The 17,174-nt window shown below is 75.0% G+C and carries 17 protein-coding genes and 1 pseudogene; 8 read left to right on the top strand and 10 right to left on the bottom strand.

Going from position 1 to position 17,174, the window contains the following annotated elements; all coding sequences use genetic code 11:
• The first annotated feature begins 52 nt into the window (after positions 1–52).
• Complete coding sequence (locus ACQP0T_RS12040) at positions 53–607, top strand: TetR/AcrR family transcriptional regulator C-terminal domain-containing protein (protein ID WP_345364019.1); 555 nt, start codon at positions 53–55, stop codon at positions 605–607.
• Positions 608–659: 52 nt separating this feature from the next.
• Here the strand turns inward: ACQP0T_RS12040 and ACQP0T_RS12035 are convergent, their stop codons facing one another.
• The gene (locus ACQP0T_RS12035) at positions 660–1,886 is read right to left on the bottom strand and encodes an NADH:flavin oxidoreductase (RefSeq protein WP_433873024.1); all 1,227 of its coding nucleotides are present in this window, start codon (positions 1,884–1,886) and stop codon (positions 660–662) included.
• Positions 1,887–1,922: 36 nt separating this feature from the next.
• Positions 1,923–2,684, bottom strand: a complete 762-nt coding sequence (locus ACQP0T_RS12030) for an SDR family NAD(P)-dependent oxidoreductase (protein ID WP_433873022.1) — start codon at positions 2,682–2,684, stop codon at positions 1,923–1,925.
• 135 nt (positions 2,685–2,819) lie between these two features.
• On the opposite strand from ACQP0T_RS12030, the gene ACQP0T_RS12025 reads away from it, so the two are divergent.
• Together ACQP0T_RS12025 and ACQP0T_RS12020 are read left to right on the top strand one after the other, a co-directional pair.
• A complete protein-coding gene (locus ACQP0T_RS12025) occupies positions 2,820–3,431 on the top strand; it encodes a TetR family transcriptional regulator (protein ID WP_433873020.1) in 612 nt (203 codons plus the stop codon).
• 121 nt (positions 3,432–3,552) lie between these two features.
• A complete protein-coding gene (locus ACQP0T_RS12020) occupies positions 3,553–4,314 on the top strand; it encodes an SDR family oxidoreductase (protein ID WP_433873018.1) in 762 nt (253 codons plus the stop codon).
• Between the two features lie 12 nt (positions 4,315–4,326).
• Here ACQP0T_RS12020 and hsaA read toward each other — a convergent pair whose 3' ends face one another.
• Together hsaA and ACQP0T_RS12010 are read right to left on the bottom strand one after the other, a co-directional pair.
• Positions 4,327–5,490: a 3-hydroxy-9,10-secoandrosta-1,3,5(10)-triene-9,17-dione monooxygenase oxygenase subunit gene (hsaA, locus tag ACQP0T_RS12015; protein ID WP_433873689.1), complete on the bottom strand. Its 1,164-nt coding sequence runs from the start codon at positions 5,488–5,490 to the stop codon at positions 4,327–4,329.
• Positions 5,490–6,116: a TetR family transcriptional regulator gene (locus tag ACQP0T_RS12010; protein WP_433873016.1), complete on the bottom strand. Its 627-nt coding sequence runs from the start codon at positions 6,114–6,116 to the stop codon at positions 5,490–5,492. The genes hsaA and ACQP0T_RS12010 overlap by 1 nt, the downstream gene beginning before the upstream one ends.
• A 152-nt stretch (positions 6,117–6,268) precedes the next feature.
• Between ACQP0T_RS12010 and ACQP0T_RS12005 the strand changes: the two genes are divergently transcribed.
• Positions 6,269–7,063 (top strand): SDR family NAD(P)-dependent oxidoreductase, encoded by a 795-nt coding sequence (locus ACQP0T_RS12005; protein WP_433873014.1) that lies wholly within the window; start codon positions 6,269–6,271, stop codon positions 7,061–7,063.
• A 3-nt stretch (positions 7,064–7,066) separates the two neighbouring features.
• Here the strand turns inward: ACQP0T_RS12005 and ACQP0T_RS12000 are convergent, their stop codons facing one another.
• Genes ACQP0T_RS12000 through ACQP0T_RS11985 form a run of 4 tightly spaced genes read right to left on the bottom strand, consistent with a single transcriptional unit; the run spans position 7,067 to position 11,672 of the window.
• Positions 7,067–8,548, bottom strand: a complete 1,482-nt coding sequence (locus ACQP0T_RS12000) for an FAD-dependent oxidoreductase (RefSeq protein WP_433873012.1) — start codon at positions 8,546–8,548, stop codon at positions 7,067–7,069.
• Positions 8,545–9,465, bottom strand: a complete 921-nt coding sequence (locus ACQP0T_RS11995) for a VOC family protein (RefSeq protein WP_433873010.1) — start codon at positions 9,463–9,465, stop codon at positions 8,545–8,547. The genes ACQP0T_RS12000 and ACQP0T_RS11995 overlap by 4 nt, the downstream gene beginning before the upstream one ends.
• A gap of 20 nt (positions 9,466–9,485) precedes the next feature.
• Positions 9,486–10,670: an acyl-CoA dehydrogenase family protein gene (locus ACQP0T_RS11990; protein ID WP_433873009.1), complete on the bottom strand. Its 1,185-nt coding sequence runs from the start codon at positions 10,668–10,670 to the stop codon at positions 9,486–9,488.
• A gap of 60 nt (positions 10,671–10,730) precedes the next feature.
• A complete protein-coding gene (locus ACQP0T_RS11985) occupies positions 10,731–11,672 on the bottom strand; it encodes an SDR family oxidoreductase (protein WP_433873007.1) in 942 nt (313 codons plus the stop codon).
• A gap of 111 nt (positions 11,673–11,783) precedes the next feature.
• Between ACQP0T_RS11985 and ACQP0T_RS11980 the strand changes: the two genes are divergently transcribed.
• From ACQP0T_RS11980 to ACQP0T_RS11965, 4 genes and pseudogenes are all read left to right on the top strand, one after another.
• Positions 11,784–12,539 carry an enoyl-CoA hydratase family protein gene (locus ACQP0T_RS11980; RefSeq protein WP_433873005.1) on the top strand — a complete coding sequence of 252 codons (756 nt, stop codon included), beginning with the start codon at positions 11,784–11,786 and terminating at the stop codon, positions 12,537–12,539.
• Positions 12,540–12,550: 11 nt separating this feature from the next.
• A pseudogene (locus tag ACQP0T_RS11975) lies at positions 12,551–13,422 on the top strand (CoA transferase subunit A).
• Positions 13,419–14,171: a CoA-transferase subunit beta gene (locus ACQP0T_RS11970; RefSeq protein WP_433873004.1), complete on the top strand. Its 753-nt coding sequence runs from the start codon at positions 13,419–13,421 to the stop codon at positions 14,169–14,171. Before ACQP0T_RS11975 ends, ACQP0T_RS11970 begins: the two are co-directional and overlap by 4 nt.
• Complete coding sequence (locus ACQP0T_RS11965) at positions 14,168–15,268, top strand: NAD(P)H-dependent flavin oxidoreductase (protein ID WP_433873002.1); 1,101 nt, start codon at positions 14,168–14,170, stop codon at positions 15,266–15,268. The genes ACQP0T_RS11970 and ACQP0T_RS11965 overlap by 4 nt, the downstream gene beginning before the upstream one ends.
• Here ACQP0T_RS11965 and ACQP0T_RS11960 read toward each other — a convergent pair.
• Both ACQP0T_RS11960 and ACQP0T_RS11955 read right to left on the bottom strand, forming a co-directional pair.
• Complete coding sequence (locus tag ACQP0T_RS11960) at positions 15,246–15,875, bottom strand: TetR/AcrR family transcriptional regulator (protein ID WP_433873687.1); 630 nt, start codon at positions 15,873–15,875, stop codon at positions 15,246–15,248. The two genes, ACQP0T_RS11965 and ACQP0T_RS11960, sit on opposite strands and share 23 nt — an antisense overlap.
• Before the next feature lie 61 nt (positions 15,876–15,936).
• Positions 15,937–17,118, bottom strand: coding sequence for an acyl-CoA dehydrogenase family protein (locus ACQP0T_RS11955; protein ID WP_433873001.1), 1,182 nt, complete (start codon positions 17,116–17,118; stop codon positions 15,937–15,939).
• Positions 17,119–17,174: the final 56 nt, after the last annotated feature.

Genomic DNA, 17,174 nt, shown 5'->3' with positions numbered 1-17,174 from the left:
CGGCGTTCAGGCTAGACTGGACGGGTCCACCGGTCAAACGGGAGGGGTTCGCGTGCGCTACCACCGCAGCGACGTCGTCGACCGCGCCCTCGCGGTCCTCGACGAGTACGGGCTGGAATCGCTGACGATGCGCCGGCTGGCCACCGAGCTCGGCGTGCAACCCAGCGCGCTGTACCACCACGTGCCGAACAAGCAGACGTTGCTGGCCGCGGTGGCCGACGAGATCCTCGCCCGCGGGCGGCGACCCCGCCGCGCCCGCACCTGGGACCGGCGGGTGGTCGAGCTCTGCGGCGAGCTCCGCGACGCGATGCTGGCCTACCGCGACGGCGCCGAAGTGGTCGCCACCGCGCAGTCGTTCGGACTCGGCGCCGGTGACCTCGCCGCGGCGCTGCGGGAGGCGCTGCGGGACGGCGGCCTGCCCGACGAGCTCGTCGACGTCGCGACCCGCACCCTGCTGCACCTCGTCTTCGGCCACACCGCCGAGGAGCAGACCGCGCTGCAGGCCGCCAGCGCCGGGGCCATCGACGGCGAACCCGCCCGCTCCTCGGACTTCGAGCGCAGCCTGGAGATCGTCCTGGACGGCCTCCGCACCCGGGTCCGCAGCTGAGCCCCCTCACTCGCGAGGACCGCACGGCGCGCGCGGAGCCGGTGGGCGGCGTTCAGCGGACGTAGCCGCGCGGGGTCCCCCAGTTCTCCCCCCGGGTGGTCGTCCGGTCGACGAGCACGCAGCGGGTGCCCGTGTAGCTGGTCACCATGCACTTGTTGCAGTGGATGCACAGCGACGGGGTCGCGGCGTCGGCGCGGATCCGGTCGAGCAGGTCCGGCTCGCGCAGCAGCGCGCGTCCCATCGCCACGAACTCGAAGCCCTCGGCCATCGCGCGGTCCATCGTGGACCGGCCGGTGATGCCGCCGAGCAGGATGACCGGCAGGTCCACCGCCGACCGGATCTGCCGCGCGTCCTCCAGCAGGTACAGGTCCTCGTAGGGGTAGGCGCGCAGCATCCGGCCGCCCACGAGCCGCACGCCCAGCTTGACCGGATGCGGCATCACGGCGGCGAAGTCGGCCAGCGGCGCGTCCCCCTTGAACAGGTACATCGGGTTCAGCAGCGAACTGCCCGCCGTCATCTCCAGGGCGTCGAGGGACCCGTCGGACTCCAGCCACCGCGCGACCGGGATCGCCTCGTCCAGCCAGAAGCCGCCGGGCACGCCGTCGTCCATGTTGAGCTTGGCGATGATCGCGATCCGGTCGCCCACCGCGTCGCGGACCGCCCGCATGATCTCGCGGGGGAACCGGGCCCGGTTCTCCAGGCTGCCGCCGTAGCGGTCCCCGCGGCGGTTGATCTTCGGGCTGAGGAACGAGCTCGCCAGGTAGTTGTGGCCCAGGTGGACCTCCACGGCGTCGAAGCCGGTCTCCACCGCGCGGCGGGCGGCCTCGGCGTGGGCGGTGACGATCCGCTGGAGGTCGGCGACCGCCGCCTCCCGGGCGAAGCTCAGCGTCGTGGCGTGGAACTGCCTGCTCGGCGCGAGCGCGGGCCGCCCGTTGGCCTTGGGGTTGGCGACCGGTCCGGCGTGGCCGATCTGGGCGGACGCGGCGGCGCCGTGGGCGTGCACGGCCTCGGTGAGCCGGCGCAGGCCGGGCAGCGCGTCCTCGTTCCACAGGATCTGGTCCGGGTGGGTCCTGCCCTCCGGCGCCACCGCGCAGTAGGCCACGGTGGTCATGCCCACCCCGCCCTTGGCGTAGCCGACGTGGAAGTCCAGCAGGTCCTCGGTGACCAGCCCGCGGTGGCTCAGCCCCTCGTAGGTGGCGGACTTGATGATCCGGTTGCGCAGCTCCACCGGACCGAGCCTGGCCGGCGCGAAGACGTCCGGAACCGATCGTTGACCCATGAGACCTGACCTTCCTGGCATTCGTGTCCGTCGCGGCTACCCGAAGTGCGCCTGGCCGCCGTCCAGCGGGACCGTGGCCCCGGTGAGGTAGCCCAGGTCGGGGCCGACCAGCGCCACCACGGCGCGCCCGATGTCCTGCTCGCAGTCGCCGATCCGCCGCATCGGGATCGTCGCCTCGAACGCCGCGGCGTCCTCGGGGTTGGCCTCGGCCCACGCCCGGACCCCGGGCGAGGTGGCGTGCGGGGCGATCGCGTTGACCCGGATGCCCTGCGGCGCCCACTCGACCGCCGCGGTCCGGGTCAGCGAGCGGAGGGCCTGCTTGGCGGCGGCGTAGGCGCCCCAGGTGGACAGGTCCCACCGCACCATCGCGGAGGTGACCACGTTGACGATCGACCCGCCGCCGCGCTCGACCATCGAGGGGTGGCACGCGGTCATGAACGCGAACGCCGCGAACGGCGCGGTGGTGAAGCCCCGCTGGAAGTCCTCCTGCGTCATCGACAGCAGCGGACCGTAGGCACCCCGGTACGCGTTGTTGACCAGCAGGTCCACCCCGCCGAACGCGGCGACGACCTCCGCCACGACGCCCGGGATCGCCGCCGTGTCGGCCACGTCGAGGACGAACGGCTCCGCCCGGACGCCGCGCGCCCGCAACTCCGCGCAGGTGCCCTCGAGCGTCGAGCGCGTCCGGCCGAGCGCGGCGACGTGCACGCCCTCGCCCGCCAGCGCCAGCGCGATGCCCCGGCCCACGCCCTGCCCGGCACCGGTGACGAGCGCGACCTGGTCCCGCAGCGCTGCCATCGCGCACCTCCCGCCTTCCCGACGGACAGGGTCGGGCATCGGCGGGGGCCGCGCACCGTCCGTCCCGGTGAACGGGAGCGGCCCGGCGGGTTCGTAGCATGGGGGCGACGCGACGGACGCACCGAGGGGGAGCCCGTGCCCAGGATCGCCGAACCCAGGCAGGCCGCCGAGCCCCACTCGCCCGGGCAGAAGGCCCGGCGCGAACGCATCCTGCGCGCCGCGGCGCACCTCGGCGCCGAGCACGACCTGGAACACGTGCAGATGCACGAGGTGGCGCGGGAAGCCGAGGTGGCCATCGCCACGCTGTACCGCTACTTCCCCTCCAAGACGCACCTGTTCACCGCCCTCCTGGCTTCCCACGTCGAGCGCCTCGGCGAGGACGCGGCGGCGGTCGACCCCACCGCCGACCCGGTCGAGGCGGTGGTGGACGCCCTGCTCCGCGCGACGCGGCACCTGGTGCGCCAGCCGCGGCTGGCGCGGGCCATGCTGCAGTCCAACAACGCCGCCCACACCGCCACGATCAGCGAGGCGACCGCCATCGAGCGCCGGGTCCTGGACGCCGTGCTCGGCCTGCTCGGCCTGGACGATCCGACCGAGCAGGACGAACGCCTGGTGGGGCTGCTGATGAAGTGCTGGCACGGCGTCCTGGTGTCCGCGCTCAGCGAGCACTCCAGCACCTCCGACGCCGAGGCCGAGATCCGCTTGGCGTGCCGGGTGCTGCTCGCCTCCCGCTCGAACGCGCGCTGACCTCCCGCTCACCGGGACCGCGCCCCCGCCGGGAGGCGCCCCGGCCTACGGTCGCCTTCCCGAGCCGCCGCACCGGCGCCTCGGCCCGCCGACGAGGGAGGCCCCCATCGCACGCACCGTCGTGGTCACCGGCGCGGCCTCCGGGATCGGGAGGTGCACCGCGGACCTGCTGCGCGAAGGCGGCGACCGGGTGATCGGCGTCGACCTCCGCGGGACCGAGGTGCTCGCGGACCTGTCGACCGGGGACGGCCGCCGCGCCGCGGCCGAGGCCGTCCTGGCGCGCACCGGCGGGACCGTCGACGGCGTGGTGACCTGCGCGGGCCTGGCCGGGACGGACCCGCGCCTGGTCTCGGTCAACTACTTCGGCACCACCGAGCTGCTGGCGCAGCTGCGCCCCGCGCTCGCCGCGGCGCCCCGGCCGCGCGCCGTCGCCGTGTCCTCGGTCGTCGTCGTGCACGGCTGCGACGAAGCCCTGGTCGAGGCCTGCCTGTCCGGTGCCGAGGCGGAGGCGCTGGCGCTGGCCGAGCGCGCCGTGGCCGAGGGGCGCGGGCGGCAGCTCTACCCCTCCTCGAAGGCCGCGCTCGCGCGGTGGGTCCGGCGCACCTGCCTCGCCCCCGGCTGGGCGGATGCGGGCATCCCGCTCAACGCGGTCGGGCCGGGCGTCGTACTGACCCCGATGGCGGCCACCGCCGTGACCGACGAGCGGACCCGGCGGGCCCGGGACGCGGCCGTGCCCATGCCGCTGAACCACCACCAACCCCCGGAGTCGGTCGCCGAGGTCCTCGCCTTCCTGGTGTCGGAGGCCAATTCGCACATCACCGGGCAGCTCGTCTACGCCGACGGCGGCGCCGAAGCCACCCTGCGCGGCCCGCTCGCCTACTGACGCCGACCGGGGTCACACCAGGTTGTCCTCGACGTCGAAGCCGAACGCGCCGCGCCCGTAGAGGGCGAGGGTCCGCTCGACGTCGTTGGCCGCGTGCATGCCGCCCGCGTGCACGTCCCGCCACGCGCGTTCGATCGGATCGCCGCGCCGGAGCGCGCGGCCCCCGGCCATCGCGAACAGCCGGTCCACCGCCTCCAGCGCGCGTTCGGTGCCGTGCACCTGATCGCGCCGGGCGCGCAGCCGCAGTTCCCGCGGCGGGTCCTCGCCGCGGTGCGCGCAGTCCAGCAGCTCGGCCAGGTTCCGCTCCAGTTGCAGCACCGCGGCATCGATCTGGGACGCCGCCCGCGCCACCGCCGCGTGGGCGAACGGGTCCTCGGCGAACCGGCCACCGCCCAGGCTGAGCCGCGTCCGGTCCCGCGCGGTCTCGACGTAGGTGCGCAGGCACCCCTCGGCGGCGCCCAGGATCGGCGCGGTGATCGCGGCGGTGAACACCGCGCCGAACGGGAGCCGGTATAGCGGGCCGCGGTTCACCCGGTGCCCGGGGCAGCGCAGCCGGGCCTGCGCGTAGTTGCGGATCACCCGGTGCGCGGGCACCACCGCGCGCTCGACCACGATGTCGTTGCTGGCGGTGCCGCGCAGGCCGACGACGTCCCACACGTCCTCGATCGCGTACTCCGAGCGCGGGACCAGCACGGTCAGGAAGTCGACGGGGCGGCCGTCGGCACCGGCCACGACCGCGCCCAGCAGCGCCCACGAGGCGTGCTCGCAGCCGGAGGAGAAGCTCCAGCGCCCGGACAGCGCGTACCCGCCGTCCACCGGCACCAGCGCGCCGACCGGGGCGTACGCCGAGGACAGCAGCGCCTCCGGGTCCTCGCCCCACACCTCGTCCTGCGCCCGCCGGTCGAACAGGGCCACCTGCCAGGGGTGCACGCCGAGCACCGCGCCGAGCCACCCCGTCGAGGTGCACGCGCCCGCGATCGACCGCACCGCGCGGAAGAACTCGACCGGGTCGCCTTCGAGGCCGCCGTACCGCCGCGGCCGCAACGCCCGGAAGAAACCGGCCTCGCGCAGTTCCCGCACGGTCTCGACGGGGACGCGGCTCGTCTCGTCGGTGACCGCGGCGCGCTCGGCGATGCGCGGCAGGAGCGCGCGCACCGCCTCCCGCAGCTGCTCCATCACGCACCGCCTCCCGCACCGCGTTCGGCCAGCGGCCCCAGCAGCGCGCGGCAGGCCAACCGGAGATCGGCCTCGGCGGCGGCGACCGAGCTGCGACCGTTGAGGTTGGTCTGCAAGATCCCGTACCAGGCGTGCTGCAACAACCGCACGAGCACCCGCTCGCGGTCGGTGGGGTCGCCGATGCCCGCCGCCCGCAGCAGCATCGCGCTCACCTCGGCGTCGATCGCCGCGGATTCGGTGACCACGGACGGATCGGCGGCGTTGTTCGACTGGATCATCGCGTTCGCCAACCGGGGCGTGCGCAGCAACGACCGGGTCGCCCGCGCCAGCAGGTCGACGACGCGCTCCACCGGGTCCGCGGAGACCGGCGTGCGCCGGCCGAGGGCCTCGGCCATCCGGTCGGTGCGCTGGGCCAGCACGCCGACGAACAGGTGCGTCTTCGACGGGAAGTAGCGGTACAGGGTGCCCAGCGCCACCCCGGAGAGCCGGGCGACCTGGTGCATCTGGACGTCGATCCCCTCCGCCGCGCCCAGCCGCGCGGCGACGTCGAGGATCTTCCGGCGGCGGGCGCGCTGTCCCGGCGAGCTCGGTTCGGCGGCCGGCCTGCCTTCCGCGGTCCTGGGCAACACCGCCTCCTCTCCCCCGCGACCACCGGCGGGCGCGGGCCCATGGTGGGCGAGCCCGCGGCGGGCCCGGTCCGCCGTCCCGGTGACCGGGACGCGCCGACCCGCCCGGTGCCGGGCTCCCTACCGTGGCGCAGCGAGCGGTAGGAGGAGACGTGATCGACGACAAGACGTACGGGCCGTGGGCGGTCATCGCGGGCGGCTCCGAGGGCGTGGGCGCGTCCTTCGCCGAGCAGCTCGCCGGGGCGGGCATCAACCTCGTGCTGATCGCCCGCAAACCCGGTCCGCTGGACGAGGCGGCCGCACGGGCGCGGAAGTGCGGGGTCGAGGTCCGGACCCTCGCGCTGGACCTGCTCGACGACGACGCCCTGCCCGCGATCCGGGCGGCCACCGACGACCTCGACGTGGGCCTGCTGGTGGTCAACGCCGGGGCCAACAGCTACGGCCACGAGTTCGTCACCGGGGACCTGGACCGCTTCGGCGAGGTGCTCGCGCTGAACATCACCGTCCCGATGGCGCTGGGCCACCACTTCGGCGCGCGGCTGAAGCGGCGCGGGCGCGGGGGCGTCCTGCTGGTCGGCTCGCTCGCCGGGTACCTCGGGCAGGCCGACCTGAGCGTCTACGCCGCGGCCAAGGCGTTCAGCCGGATCTTCGCGGAAGGCCTGTGGCTGGAGCTGCGCGAGCACGGCGTGCACGTGCTCGAACTCGTGCTGGGCGTGACCCGGACCCCGGCGATGGAACGGGCCGGGCTCGACTTCGACCTCCCCGGGCTGAACGTGGCGGACCCGGACGAGGTGGCGCGGGAAGGGCTCCGGCACCTCGCCGACGGCCCGGTGCGGATCGCGGGCGGCAACGAGCGCGCCGCCGAGCAGCGCAGCGGGCCCGACCGCGCGGCGCTGGTCGCCGGGGCGCACGAGGCCTCGCGGCGGTTGATGGGGCGCGCCCGCTGAGCCTCAGCGGGCGTCCCGCGCCGGGGACCCGGCCGCCGCCGCACCCGCCCGCCTGCCGAAGAAGGTGCCGTCGCCGAGCGAGGTCCCGCTGACGTAGCCGTCGCCGTGCAGGCCGGAACTCGCCCGCCCGGCGGCGAACAGGCCGGGGACCGGCTCCCCCGGCACGTCGAGCACCGCGCCGTCGGGGGTGGTGCGCAGGCCGCCGAGGGTGAACGCCGCCGCCCCGGTCCCGATCCCCGCGCTGCGGCGCGCCCCGCCCGCGAAGCCGAGCCGCGGGTCGAAGGCGGCCAGCGGTGCCCGCAGCGGCCGCAGCCATCGCCCGCTCTTGCGCAGGACCGGGTCCGCGCCGCGGGCGGCGTGCCGGTTGTACTCCCGCACCTCGCCGCGCAGCGCGCCGTCCGGCATCCCGAGGTCGCGCTCCAGCTCGGCCGCGGTCGCCGCGACGTGCACCGGCCGCACGCCCCACCGCTCCGGCTCGGGGACGTCCTCGTAGGCCGCCTCGTCGGCGATCACCCAGCACGGGCCGGGCTGGTGGCGAACCGCGGCGATGCTGAACAACCCCGGGTAGACGTCCTCGTTGATGAACCGCCGGCCGCGCGCGTTGACCAGCATCCCGCGCACCGCCAGGGCGGGCAGGGCGGTCAGCGCGATCTGGGCGGCCGCCATCCGGCGCGTCGCGGCCCCGGCGGCCATCGCCATCAGGATCCCGTCGCCGTCGTCGAGGCCGTCGCTGACCTTGCCGTGGGCGAGCAGGTCGGGCGCGTGGTCGGCGAGCATCCGCTCGTTGTCCACGAACCCGCCGGTGGTCAGCACGACCCCGCGGCGCGCCCGGTAGACGAGGTCGCGCCCGTACCGCCGGGCGACCACGCCGACGACCCGGTCGCCGTCGCGGATCAGCGCCCGGGCCCGGGTGTCCACGTGGACCACAGCACCCGCACCGCTCACGGCGGCGATCAGCGCGTCCATCAGCACCCGGCCGCCGGGACCGGGCGCGGGCGGGCGGTGCCCGCGCGGCGCCGGCCTGGCCAGCTCGGCGTAGGGCCAGGCGTTCTCCCCCAGCCACATCAGACCGTCGGTGGTCAGCGGCATCCAGGTCGGCGCCTCGTGCAGGGAGTGCTGGAACTCGACCCCGAGCTCCCGCAACCAGTCGAAGTGCGCCGCGCTGCCCGCGCAGTACAGCCGGAGCTTCGCCGCATCGACGTGCGGCCCGAGCGCGGCTTCGAGGTAGGCGAACATGTCCTCGGCGGTGTCGGTGAACCCGCACGCGCGCTGGACCGGGGTCCCACCGCCGAGGTAGAGCTCGCCGCCGGACAGGGCCGACGAACCGCCGGGGGCACCGGCCCGCTCCAGCACCAGCACCCGGGCGCCGCGCGCCCGCGCCTCGTGGGCCGCCGCGGCGCCCGCGCAGCCGAACCCGACGACGAGCACGTCGGTCTCGTGGTCGGGCTCACCCACCTCCTGGACCGGGACCGGTCGCGGGCTCACGGCTTCGCCGCGAAGGCCGCGAGCGGCTCGGAGGCCGACCAGTCGTGCCCCCAGTAGCTGTCCGCGGTGATCTCCTCGGCGGTGTAGTGGGATTCGTCGACCAGCATCCCGTCGGTGCCGAACTCCAGGTCCCACCCGCCGGGGGCGCGGACGTAGAACGAGACCATCTTGTCGTTGGTGTGCCTGCCCAGCGTCGAGGACAGCGAGAACCCGGCTCGCTGCACCCGGTCCAGCGCCCGGCCCACCGCGTCCAGCGAGTCGACCTCGACCATCAGGTGCACCACGCCCGGAGCACCGCTGCGCGGGGCGGGCACCACGGCGAGGCTGTGGTGGCGCTGGTTGACGCCCATGAACCGGACCCGCCGGTGCGGCGGCCCCTGGGTCCCGCCGCCGAGCTTGACCGCCCCGCGCGGCAGGAAGCCGAGGACCTCGGTGTAGAACCGGACGGTCTCGTCCATCGCGGTGGTCGGCAGCACCACGTGGCCCATGCCCTGCGCCCCGGTGACGAAGCGCTGGCCGGGTCCGGCCTGGACGGGGCCGTGGTCGAGCACCGGGCCGAAGAACACCTCCACCGCGACCCCCGCGGGATCGCGGAAGGTGATCGCCCGCTCGACCGCGCGGTCGTCGGCCTCCTCGGGGGACAGGGGCGCGACCGGCGTGCCGGCGGACTCGACCGCCTCGGCGACGTCGTCGAGGGCGAACTGGTCGCGCACCTCCCACCCGACGGCCAAAACCCGGTCGGTGTCCCCGGGCAGCACGACCAGGCGGGCCTGCCGTTCGTCCATCCGCCCGTACAGACCGCCCGGATCCGGTCCGGTGCCCTCGGCGAAGCCGAGGCAGTCCACCACCAGCTCCCGCCACCGCGCCACCTCGGCGGTCTGCACCCGCAGGTAGCCGAGCCCGCGAATTCCCACCATCGTCTCCTCCTCGAATCTCGTCAGATCATGGAGCGCATCGGGCCTTCCGGCGGCTCCACGCCGATCTCGGTGAGCGCCGAGGCGTGGAAGACCGAACCGGTGACGTGGATCGCGTGGGCCAGGCCCACGTGCGCGTCGCGCCAGAACCGCTGGATCGGGTTGCTCATCCGCATCGCGCCGCCGCCGGAGCGCCCCACGACCTCGTCGACCGCGCGCACCGCCCGCCACGCGGCCTGCACCTGGGTCCGGCGCCCGATCGCGCGTTCGGCGAAGGTGAACTCGTGCCCGGCCTCGGCCCGGTCGTACATCCGGCTGGCGTTGTCGAGCAGGGCCACCCGGGAGGCGTGGATCTCGGCGGCGGCTTCGCTGATCGCGGTGAGCACGTACGGGTCGTCGGCGACCCGGGTGCCGGTGATCTGGACGCGGTCGCGCTGGTGGTCGAGGTGGTGGGCGAGCGCGCCCTCGGCGATGCCGATCACCGCGGCGGTGATGCCGAGCGGGAACGCGCAGGAGAACGGGATGCGGTAGAGGGGGTTGCGCAGCCCGGCCTCCGCCGCGGCGGTCCCGTCGACCACCTTGGCGTACTCCAGCACGCGGTGCTGCGGCACGAACGCGTCCTCCACGACGACGTCCTTGCTCCCGGTGCCCTTGAGCCCGACCACGTCCCACGACCCCTCGACGATCCGGTAGTCCGAGCGCGGGAGCACCAGGTGCATCGACACCGGCGGCTGCGCCCGCGCCCCGGAGGGGTCCCCGAGGAACCCGCCGAGGAAGATCCAGTCGCAGTGGTCGGTGCCCGAGGAGAACTGCCAGCGCCCGTTGAACACGTACCCGCCCGGCACCGGGCGGGCGATGCCCATCGGGGCGTAGGGCGAGGCGATCCAGGTGTCGCGGTCGGCGCCCCAGACCTCCTCCTGCAGCAGCGGATCGCAGAAGGCCATCTCCCACGGGTGCACGCCGACGATCCCGGCGACCCAGCCCGCCGAGCCGTCCAGCGCCGCCACGGCCATCACCACTTCGGCGAACTCGCGGGGATGCGCCTCGGCCCCGCCGTAGCGGGCGGGTTGCAGCATCCGAATCGCGCCGCAGTCGCGCAGGGCCTTCGCCGCCTGGTCGTCCAGCCGACCGAGTTCCTCGTTGACCGGGCCGAGGTCGCGGATCTCGTCGGCCCGCGCCACGATGCGGTCGAGTACCTCGTTGGTCATGTTCTGCTCGCTTCCCGCCGGTGCCGCCCCGCCTACCCGGTCCACCGTCGCAGGACGGGATCACCGGTCGCGCGCGCTCTCCCGCTGACCGGGACCGCTGCCGTGCACCGGTTCGGGTTCGGGGGCGCGGGCGAGCAGATCCCGCACCGCCGCGCCGACTTCCGCCGGTTCCCACCGCCTGCCGACGTCGCGGCCGGGACCGCACCGCCACCCGGTGACCGCGGTCAGCGCACCGCCGCCCACTTCGAACACCCGCCCGGTGACGTCGCCGGAGTCGGCGCTGCCCAGCCACACGACCAGCGGGGCGACGTTCTCCGGTGCCATCGCGTCGAAAGCGCCGTCGCCGGGCCGCGCCATCGACCCGGCGAACACCTCCTCGGTCATCCGGGTCCGCGCCGACGGCGCGATCGCGTTGACCGTGACCCCGTAGCGGGCGAGCTCGCAGGCGGTGTTCACGGTCAGCGCCGCGATCCCGGCCTTGGCCGCCGCGTAGTTGGACTGCCCGACGCTGCCGCGCAGTCCCGCGCCGGAGGAGGTGTTGATCACGCGCGCCGCCACCTGCTCGCCGGACTTCGCCCGGTCCCGCCAGTGCGCCGCGGCGTGGCGGGTGGTCGCCGCGTGCCCCTTGAGGTGGACCCGCACGACCTCGTCCCACTCCGCCTCGGCGAGGTTGACGAACATCCGGTCGCGGACGAAACCGGCGTTGTTCACCAGGACGTCGAGCCGGCCGAACTCCTCGACGGCGCACCGGACCAGCTCCCGGGCCTGGTCCCAGTCCGCGACGTCGGCCCCGTGGACCACCGCTCGCCCGCCGAGCGCGCGGATCTCGGCCGCCACGGCGCGCGCCGGGCCGCCGTCGCCACCGCTGCCGTCCAGCGCCACCCCGATGTCGTTGACCACCACCTCCGCGCCCTGCCGGGCGAATTCCAGCGCGTGCGCGCGGCCGAGCCCGCGCGCCGCACCGGTGACCACCACGACCCTGCCGTCGCAGATTCCGGGCACCGTCCACCTCCTGCTCCTCCGGGCGCTCGCACGGATCCGGCACTGGCGGCCCGCCCGCCCCGTTGCTACCGTAACCACCCAACCAAGCAATTGCTAGGTTTTGGAGGGCTCGTGAGCACGACCTGGGAACGGCGCGAGGACGGGACGGTGGTGCTCACCGTCGACCACCCGCCGGTGAACGCGCTGCCCGCCCGCGCCTGGCACGAATTGGCCGCGACGATCCGCGCGGTCGGCGCCGACGAGGCGACCCGCGTCCTGGTCCTGCGGGCGGCGGGCCGGGGCTTCAACGCGGGCGTGGACATCAAGGAGCTCGCGGCCGACGGCGGGCACCGCGCGCTCGTCGAGGTCAACCGGGGCTGCGCCGAGGCGTTCGCCGCCGCCTACGAGTGCCCCGTGCCGGTGATCAGCGCCGTGCACGGGTACTGCCTGGGCGGCGGCATCGGGCTGGTCGCCAACTCCGACGTCATCATCGCCGCCGACGACGCCACCTTCGGACTGCCCGAAGTGGACCGCGGCGCGCTCGGCGCGGCCACCCACCTGTCCCGCCTGGTGCCGCACCACGCGGCCCGGGCCCTGTACTACACCGGCCGCACCGCCACCGCGCAGGAGCTGCACCGCTTCGGCTCGGTGTGGCGGGTGGTCGAACCGGACCGGTTGCTCGACGCCGCGCTGGAGCTCGCCGCGGAGATCGCGGCGAAGGACCCGCGGGTCGTGCGGATGGCCAAGGAGTCGTTCAACGGCATCGACCCGGTGGACGTGCGGCGCGGCTACCGGTACGAGCAGGGGTTCACCTTCGAGCTCACCCTCGCCGGGGCGGCGGACCGGGCCCGCCGGGAGTTCGCCCGCGGCGGCGATGCCGAGACGTGAGGGAAGCGCGGATGCGGGACAAGCTGATGAGCGCGGACGCGGTGGTCGCCGAGCTCGCGGACGGCATGACGATCGGGATCGGCGGCTGGGGGTCGCGGCGCAAGCCGATGGCGCTGGTGCGGGCGATCCTGCGCTCGGACCTGGCGGACCTGACGCTGGTGTCCTACGGCGGCCCCGACGTCGGGCTGCTGTGCGCGGCGGGCAAGGTACGGGCGCTGGTGCACGGGTTCGTCTCCCTCGACTCGATCCCGCTGGACCCGCACTTCCGGGCCGCGCGGCAGCGCGGCGAGCCGCAGGTCGCCGAGTACGACGAGGGCATGGTGCTGGCGGGCCTGCGCGCCGCCGCCGCGCGGCTGCCGTTCCTGCCGACGCGCGCCGGGATCGGCTCCGACGTCCTGGCGCTGAACCCGGGCCTGCGCACGGTCACCTCGCCGTACCCGGACCGCGAGGAGCTGGTGGCGATGCCCGCGCTGGAACTCGACGCCGCCCTGGTGCACCTCAACCGCGCCGACCGGTACGGCAACGCCCAGTACCTCGGCCCCGACCCGTACTTCGACGACCTGCTGTGCGCCGCGGCCCGGCGCAGCTTCGTGAGCTGCGAACAGGTCGTGCCCACCGCCGCGCTGCTGGACGGGGCGGGCCGCAGACCTTGCTGATCAACCGGACCCACTCCAGCGGCGTGGTGCACGCGCCGCGCGGCGCGCACTTCACCGACTGCGCCCCGGACTACCCGCGCGACGAGGCGTTCCAGCGCCGGTACGCGGCGAGCGGGACCGACCGGGAGAGCTGGGAGCGCTTCCGCGCGGAGTTCCTCGCCGGGGACGAGCAGTCCTACCAGGACGCGGTCGACGCGTTCCACGCGACCGGAGGAGCGGTGGCATGACCGACGACGTCACCCGGGCCGAGGTCTGCACCGCGGCCTGCGCCGACACCTGGCGGGACGCAGGCTGCGTGCTGGCCTCCCCGATCGGGCTGATCCCCGCGCTCGGGGCGCGGCTGGCCCGGCTGACCAGCGCCCCGGAGCTGCTGCTGACCGACGGCGAAGCGCTGCTGCTCGCCGAGCCGCCGCCGATGGGCGCCGAGCGCGGCGCCGGCCCCGTGGAGGGCTGGATGCCGTACCGGCGGGTGCTCGACCTGCTCGCGGGCGGGCGGCGGCAGGTGATGATGGGCGCCAGCCAGATCGACCGCCACGGCAACCAGAACATCTCCCGCATCGGCCCGTGGGACAAGCCGTCGGTGCAGCTGATCGGCGTGCGCGGCGCCCCGGGCAACACGATCAACCACACCACCAACTACTGGATCCCCCGGCACGGCGAGCGGGTGTTCGTCGACTCCGTCGACCTCGTCTCCGGGGTGGGCCACGACCGGGCGCGGCGCGCCGGGGCGCGGTTCCACGACGTGCGGGTGGTGGTGACCGACCTGGCCGTGCTCGACTTCACCGGCCCGGACCGGACCATGCGGCTGCGCTCGGTCCACCCCGGCGTGACCCCGGAGCAGGTGCAGCAGCGCACCGGGTTCCCGCTGGTCGTCGACGAGGTGGCCGAGACCCGGCTGCCCACCGGCGAGGAGCTCGACCTGATCCGCCGCACCCTCGACCCGGAGGGCCTGCGGCACCGCGAGGTCCCGGCGTGACCGCCCCGGCGTTCGACACCGCCCCGCCTTTCGATACCGCGCTGTGCCGCCTGACCGGCGTCCGACACCCGCTCGTGCAGACCGGGATGGGCTGGGTCGCGGGACCCCGGCTGGTGTCGGCCACCGCCGAGGCCGGGGCGCTGGGCGTGCTGGCCTCGGCGACGATGAGCACCTCGCGGCTGGCCGAGGCCATCGCCGAGGTCAAGCGGCGCACCGACCGCCCGTTCGGCGTGAACCTGCGCGCCGACGCGGGCGACGCCGAGGAACGCGTCGACCTGCTCATCCGCGAGCGCGTCGCGGTGGCCTCGTTCGCCCTGGCGCCCGACGAACGGCTGATCGGCCGGCTCAAGGACGCCGGGGTGGTCGTGATCCCGTCGGTCGGCGCCCGGCGCCACGCCGAGAAGGTCGCGGCGTGGGGTGCGGACGCGGTCGTGGTGCAGGGCGGTGAAGGCGGCGGGCACACTGGCGCGGTCGCCACCACCCTGCTGCTGCCGCAGGTGGTCGACGCGGTGGACGTCCCGGTCATCGCGGCCGGCGGCTTCTTCGACGGGCGCGGGCTGGCCGCGGCCCTGTGCTACGGCGCCGCCGGGATCGCGATGGGCACCCGGTTCCTGCTGACCACCGACAGCACCGTGCCCGACGCGGTCAAGCGCCACTACCTCGCCGCGGCGACCTCGGACACCGTCGTGACCTCCCGGGTGGACGGGATGCCGCACCGGATGCTGCGCACCGGCCTGACCCGCGCGGCCGAGTCGGCGCACCCGCTGCGCCGGCTGCCCGCAGCGCTGCGGCAGGCGTGGGCGTTCAAGGAGCTGACCGGCATGTCCTGGCGGCGGTTGCTCGCCGACGGCCTGGCGCTGCGCCGGAACCACGAGCTGCCCTGGAGCAGCGTCCTGCTGGCCGCGAACGCGCCGATGCTGATCAAAGCCGCGCTGGTCGACGGACGCCCGCAGGCCGGGGTGCTGCCCGCCGGGCAGGTCGCCGGCGTCATCGACGAGCTGCCGAGCTGCGCGGAACTGGTCGACCGCATCGTCGGCGAGGCGGCGGCCGTGCTCGCCGACCGCGCCGCGACCGTCAGGCCCGGTCCGGCTCGCTGATCCCGTCGCAGAAGATCGCGACGTACTGCTCGGCGACGACGTTGGCGGTGAGCCGGCCGCGCGGGTTGTACCAGTGCACCGAGGTCCACACGGTGTCCCGGATGAACCGGTAGGCGAGCTTGACGTTGAGATCACCGCGGAAGGCGCCCGCGCGCTGACCGTCCCGCAGCACCCGGGTCCAGGTGCGCTCGAACTCGGCGGCGGCCCGGGACAGGTACTCGAACCGGTCGAACTGCGCCAGGTACTTGGACTCGTTCTGGAAGATGGCGACCGCGTGCGGGTACCGGTGCATCGCCCGGAAGGACTGCCGGATCAGCTCGGCGATCGCGGTGCGCGCGTCGGGGTGCGCGCGCAGCACCTCGTCGTTGATCGCGCGCTGGTGGTCCAGGAAGTCGCGCAGGATCTCGTCCACCATCGACTCCTTCGAGTCGAAGTGGTGGTACAGGCTGCCGGAGAGGATGCCCGCCGCGTCGGCGATCTCGCGGACCGTGGTCGCCAGGAAGCCCCGCGAGGCGAACAGCTCCCCGGCGATGGCCAGCAGTTCCGCGCGCCGTCCGGAACCCGCTTCCCGCGTCGCGGCCCGGGGGGACGCGTCCTTCGCACTCACCACGGAACTCATCCTCTCAGAACCCGGTTCGGACCCGGCTGCGCGGGGCCGCGCGGTGCGGTCACGGCCGCGGTTCCCGGGGCAGCCCGAGGACCCGCTCGGCGACGATGGTGCGCTGGATCTCGTCCGAACCGCCGTAGATCGTGTCGGCCCGGGTGAACAGGAACAGCCGCTGCCACTCGTCGAGCTCGTACGGCGGCCCGCCCGCGGCCAGTCCGCCCGCCCCGGCCACCTCCATCGCGAGCTCGCCGAGACCGCGGTGGAAGCCCGCCCAGTACAGCTTCGCGATGGACGCCTCCGGGCCGGACGTCCCCTCGGCCACCCCGGTGAGGGTGCGCAGCGCGTGGAACCGCATGATCTCCAGGCCGATCCGGGCCCGCACGATCCGGTCCCGCAGCACCGGGTCCTCGATCGCCCCGTTGCTCCTGGCCAGCGCCACGATCCCGGCCAGCTCGCGGCGGAAGACCACCTGCTGGTCCACGGTGCCCACGCCGCGCTCGAAGCCGAGGGTGCCCATCGCGACGCGCCAGCCCTCGCCGACCGCGCCGACCACGTCGTCGGCTCCGGTGCGGGCGCCGTCGAAGAACACTTCGTTGAACTCGGAGGTCCCGGTGAGCTGCACGATGGGCCGCACCTGGACGCCCGGCTGGTCCATCGGCACCAGCAGGCAGGACAGCCCCGCGTGCCGCGACCCGGCGGGATCGGTGCGGGCGAGCAGGAAGCACCAGTCCGCCACGTGCGCCAGCGAGGTCCAGACCTTCTGCCCGTGCACGACCCACTCCCCGCCGTCGAGCACCGCCCGGGTCGACAGGCTCGCCAGGTCGGAACCCGCGCCGGGCTCCGAGTAGCCCTGGCACCACAGCTCCCGCACCGACACGATCGGGGGAAGGAACCGGCGCTGCTGCTCGGGGGTGCCGAAGGCGATCACCGTCGGACCGAGCAGCTCCTCCCCGATCCGGCCGACCCGCACCGGGGCTCCGGCGCGCGCGTACTCCTCGTGGAAGATCACCTGCCGGTGCAGCGACGCACCGCGGCCGCCGAACTCCTCGGGCCAGCCGAGGCAGGTCCAGCCGTGCGCCGCCAGGTGGCGGTCCCACGCGAGCCGCACGTCGAAGGCCTCGTGCTCGCGGCCGGGACCGCCGAGCCCCTTGGCCTCGGCGAACTCGCCCGCCAGGTGGTCGCCGAGCCAGTCCCGCACCTCGCGGCGGAACGCCGCTTCCTCCGCGCTGTCCGCGAGATCCACTCCAGCCTCCCCGGAATCCGGCGTCCCCGTGATCCTACCAAGCACTTGCTTGCTAC

The sequence above is a fragment of the Saccharopolyspora sp. CA-218241 genome (genome assembly GCF_050954615.1).
Classification (GTDB): domain Bacteria; phylum Actinomycetota; class Actinomycetes; order Mycobacteriales; family Pseudonocardiaceae; genus Saccharopolyspora; species Saccharopolyspora cebuensis.
The sequence above is the reverse complement of the archived record's forward strand: the minus strand, read 5'-3'. Positions and strand labels throughout refer to the sequence as shown.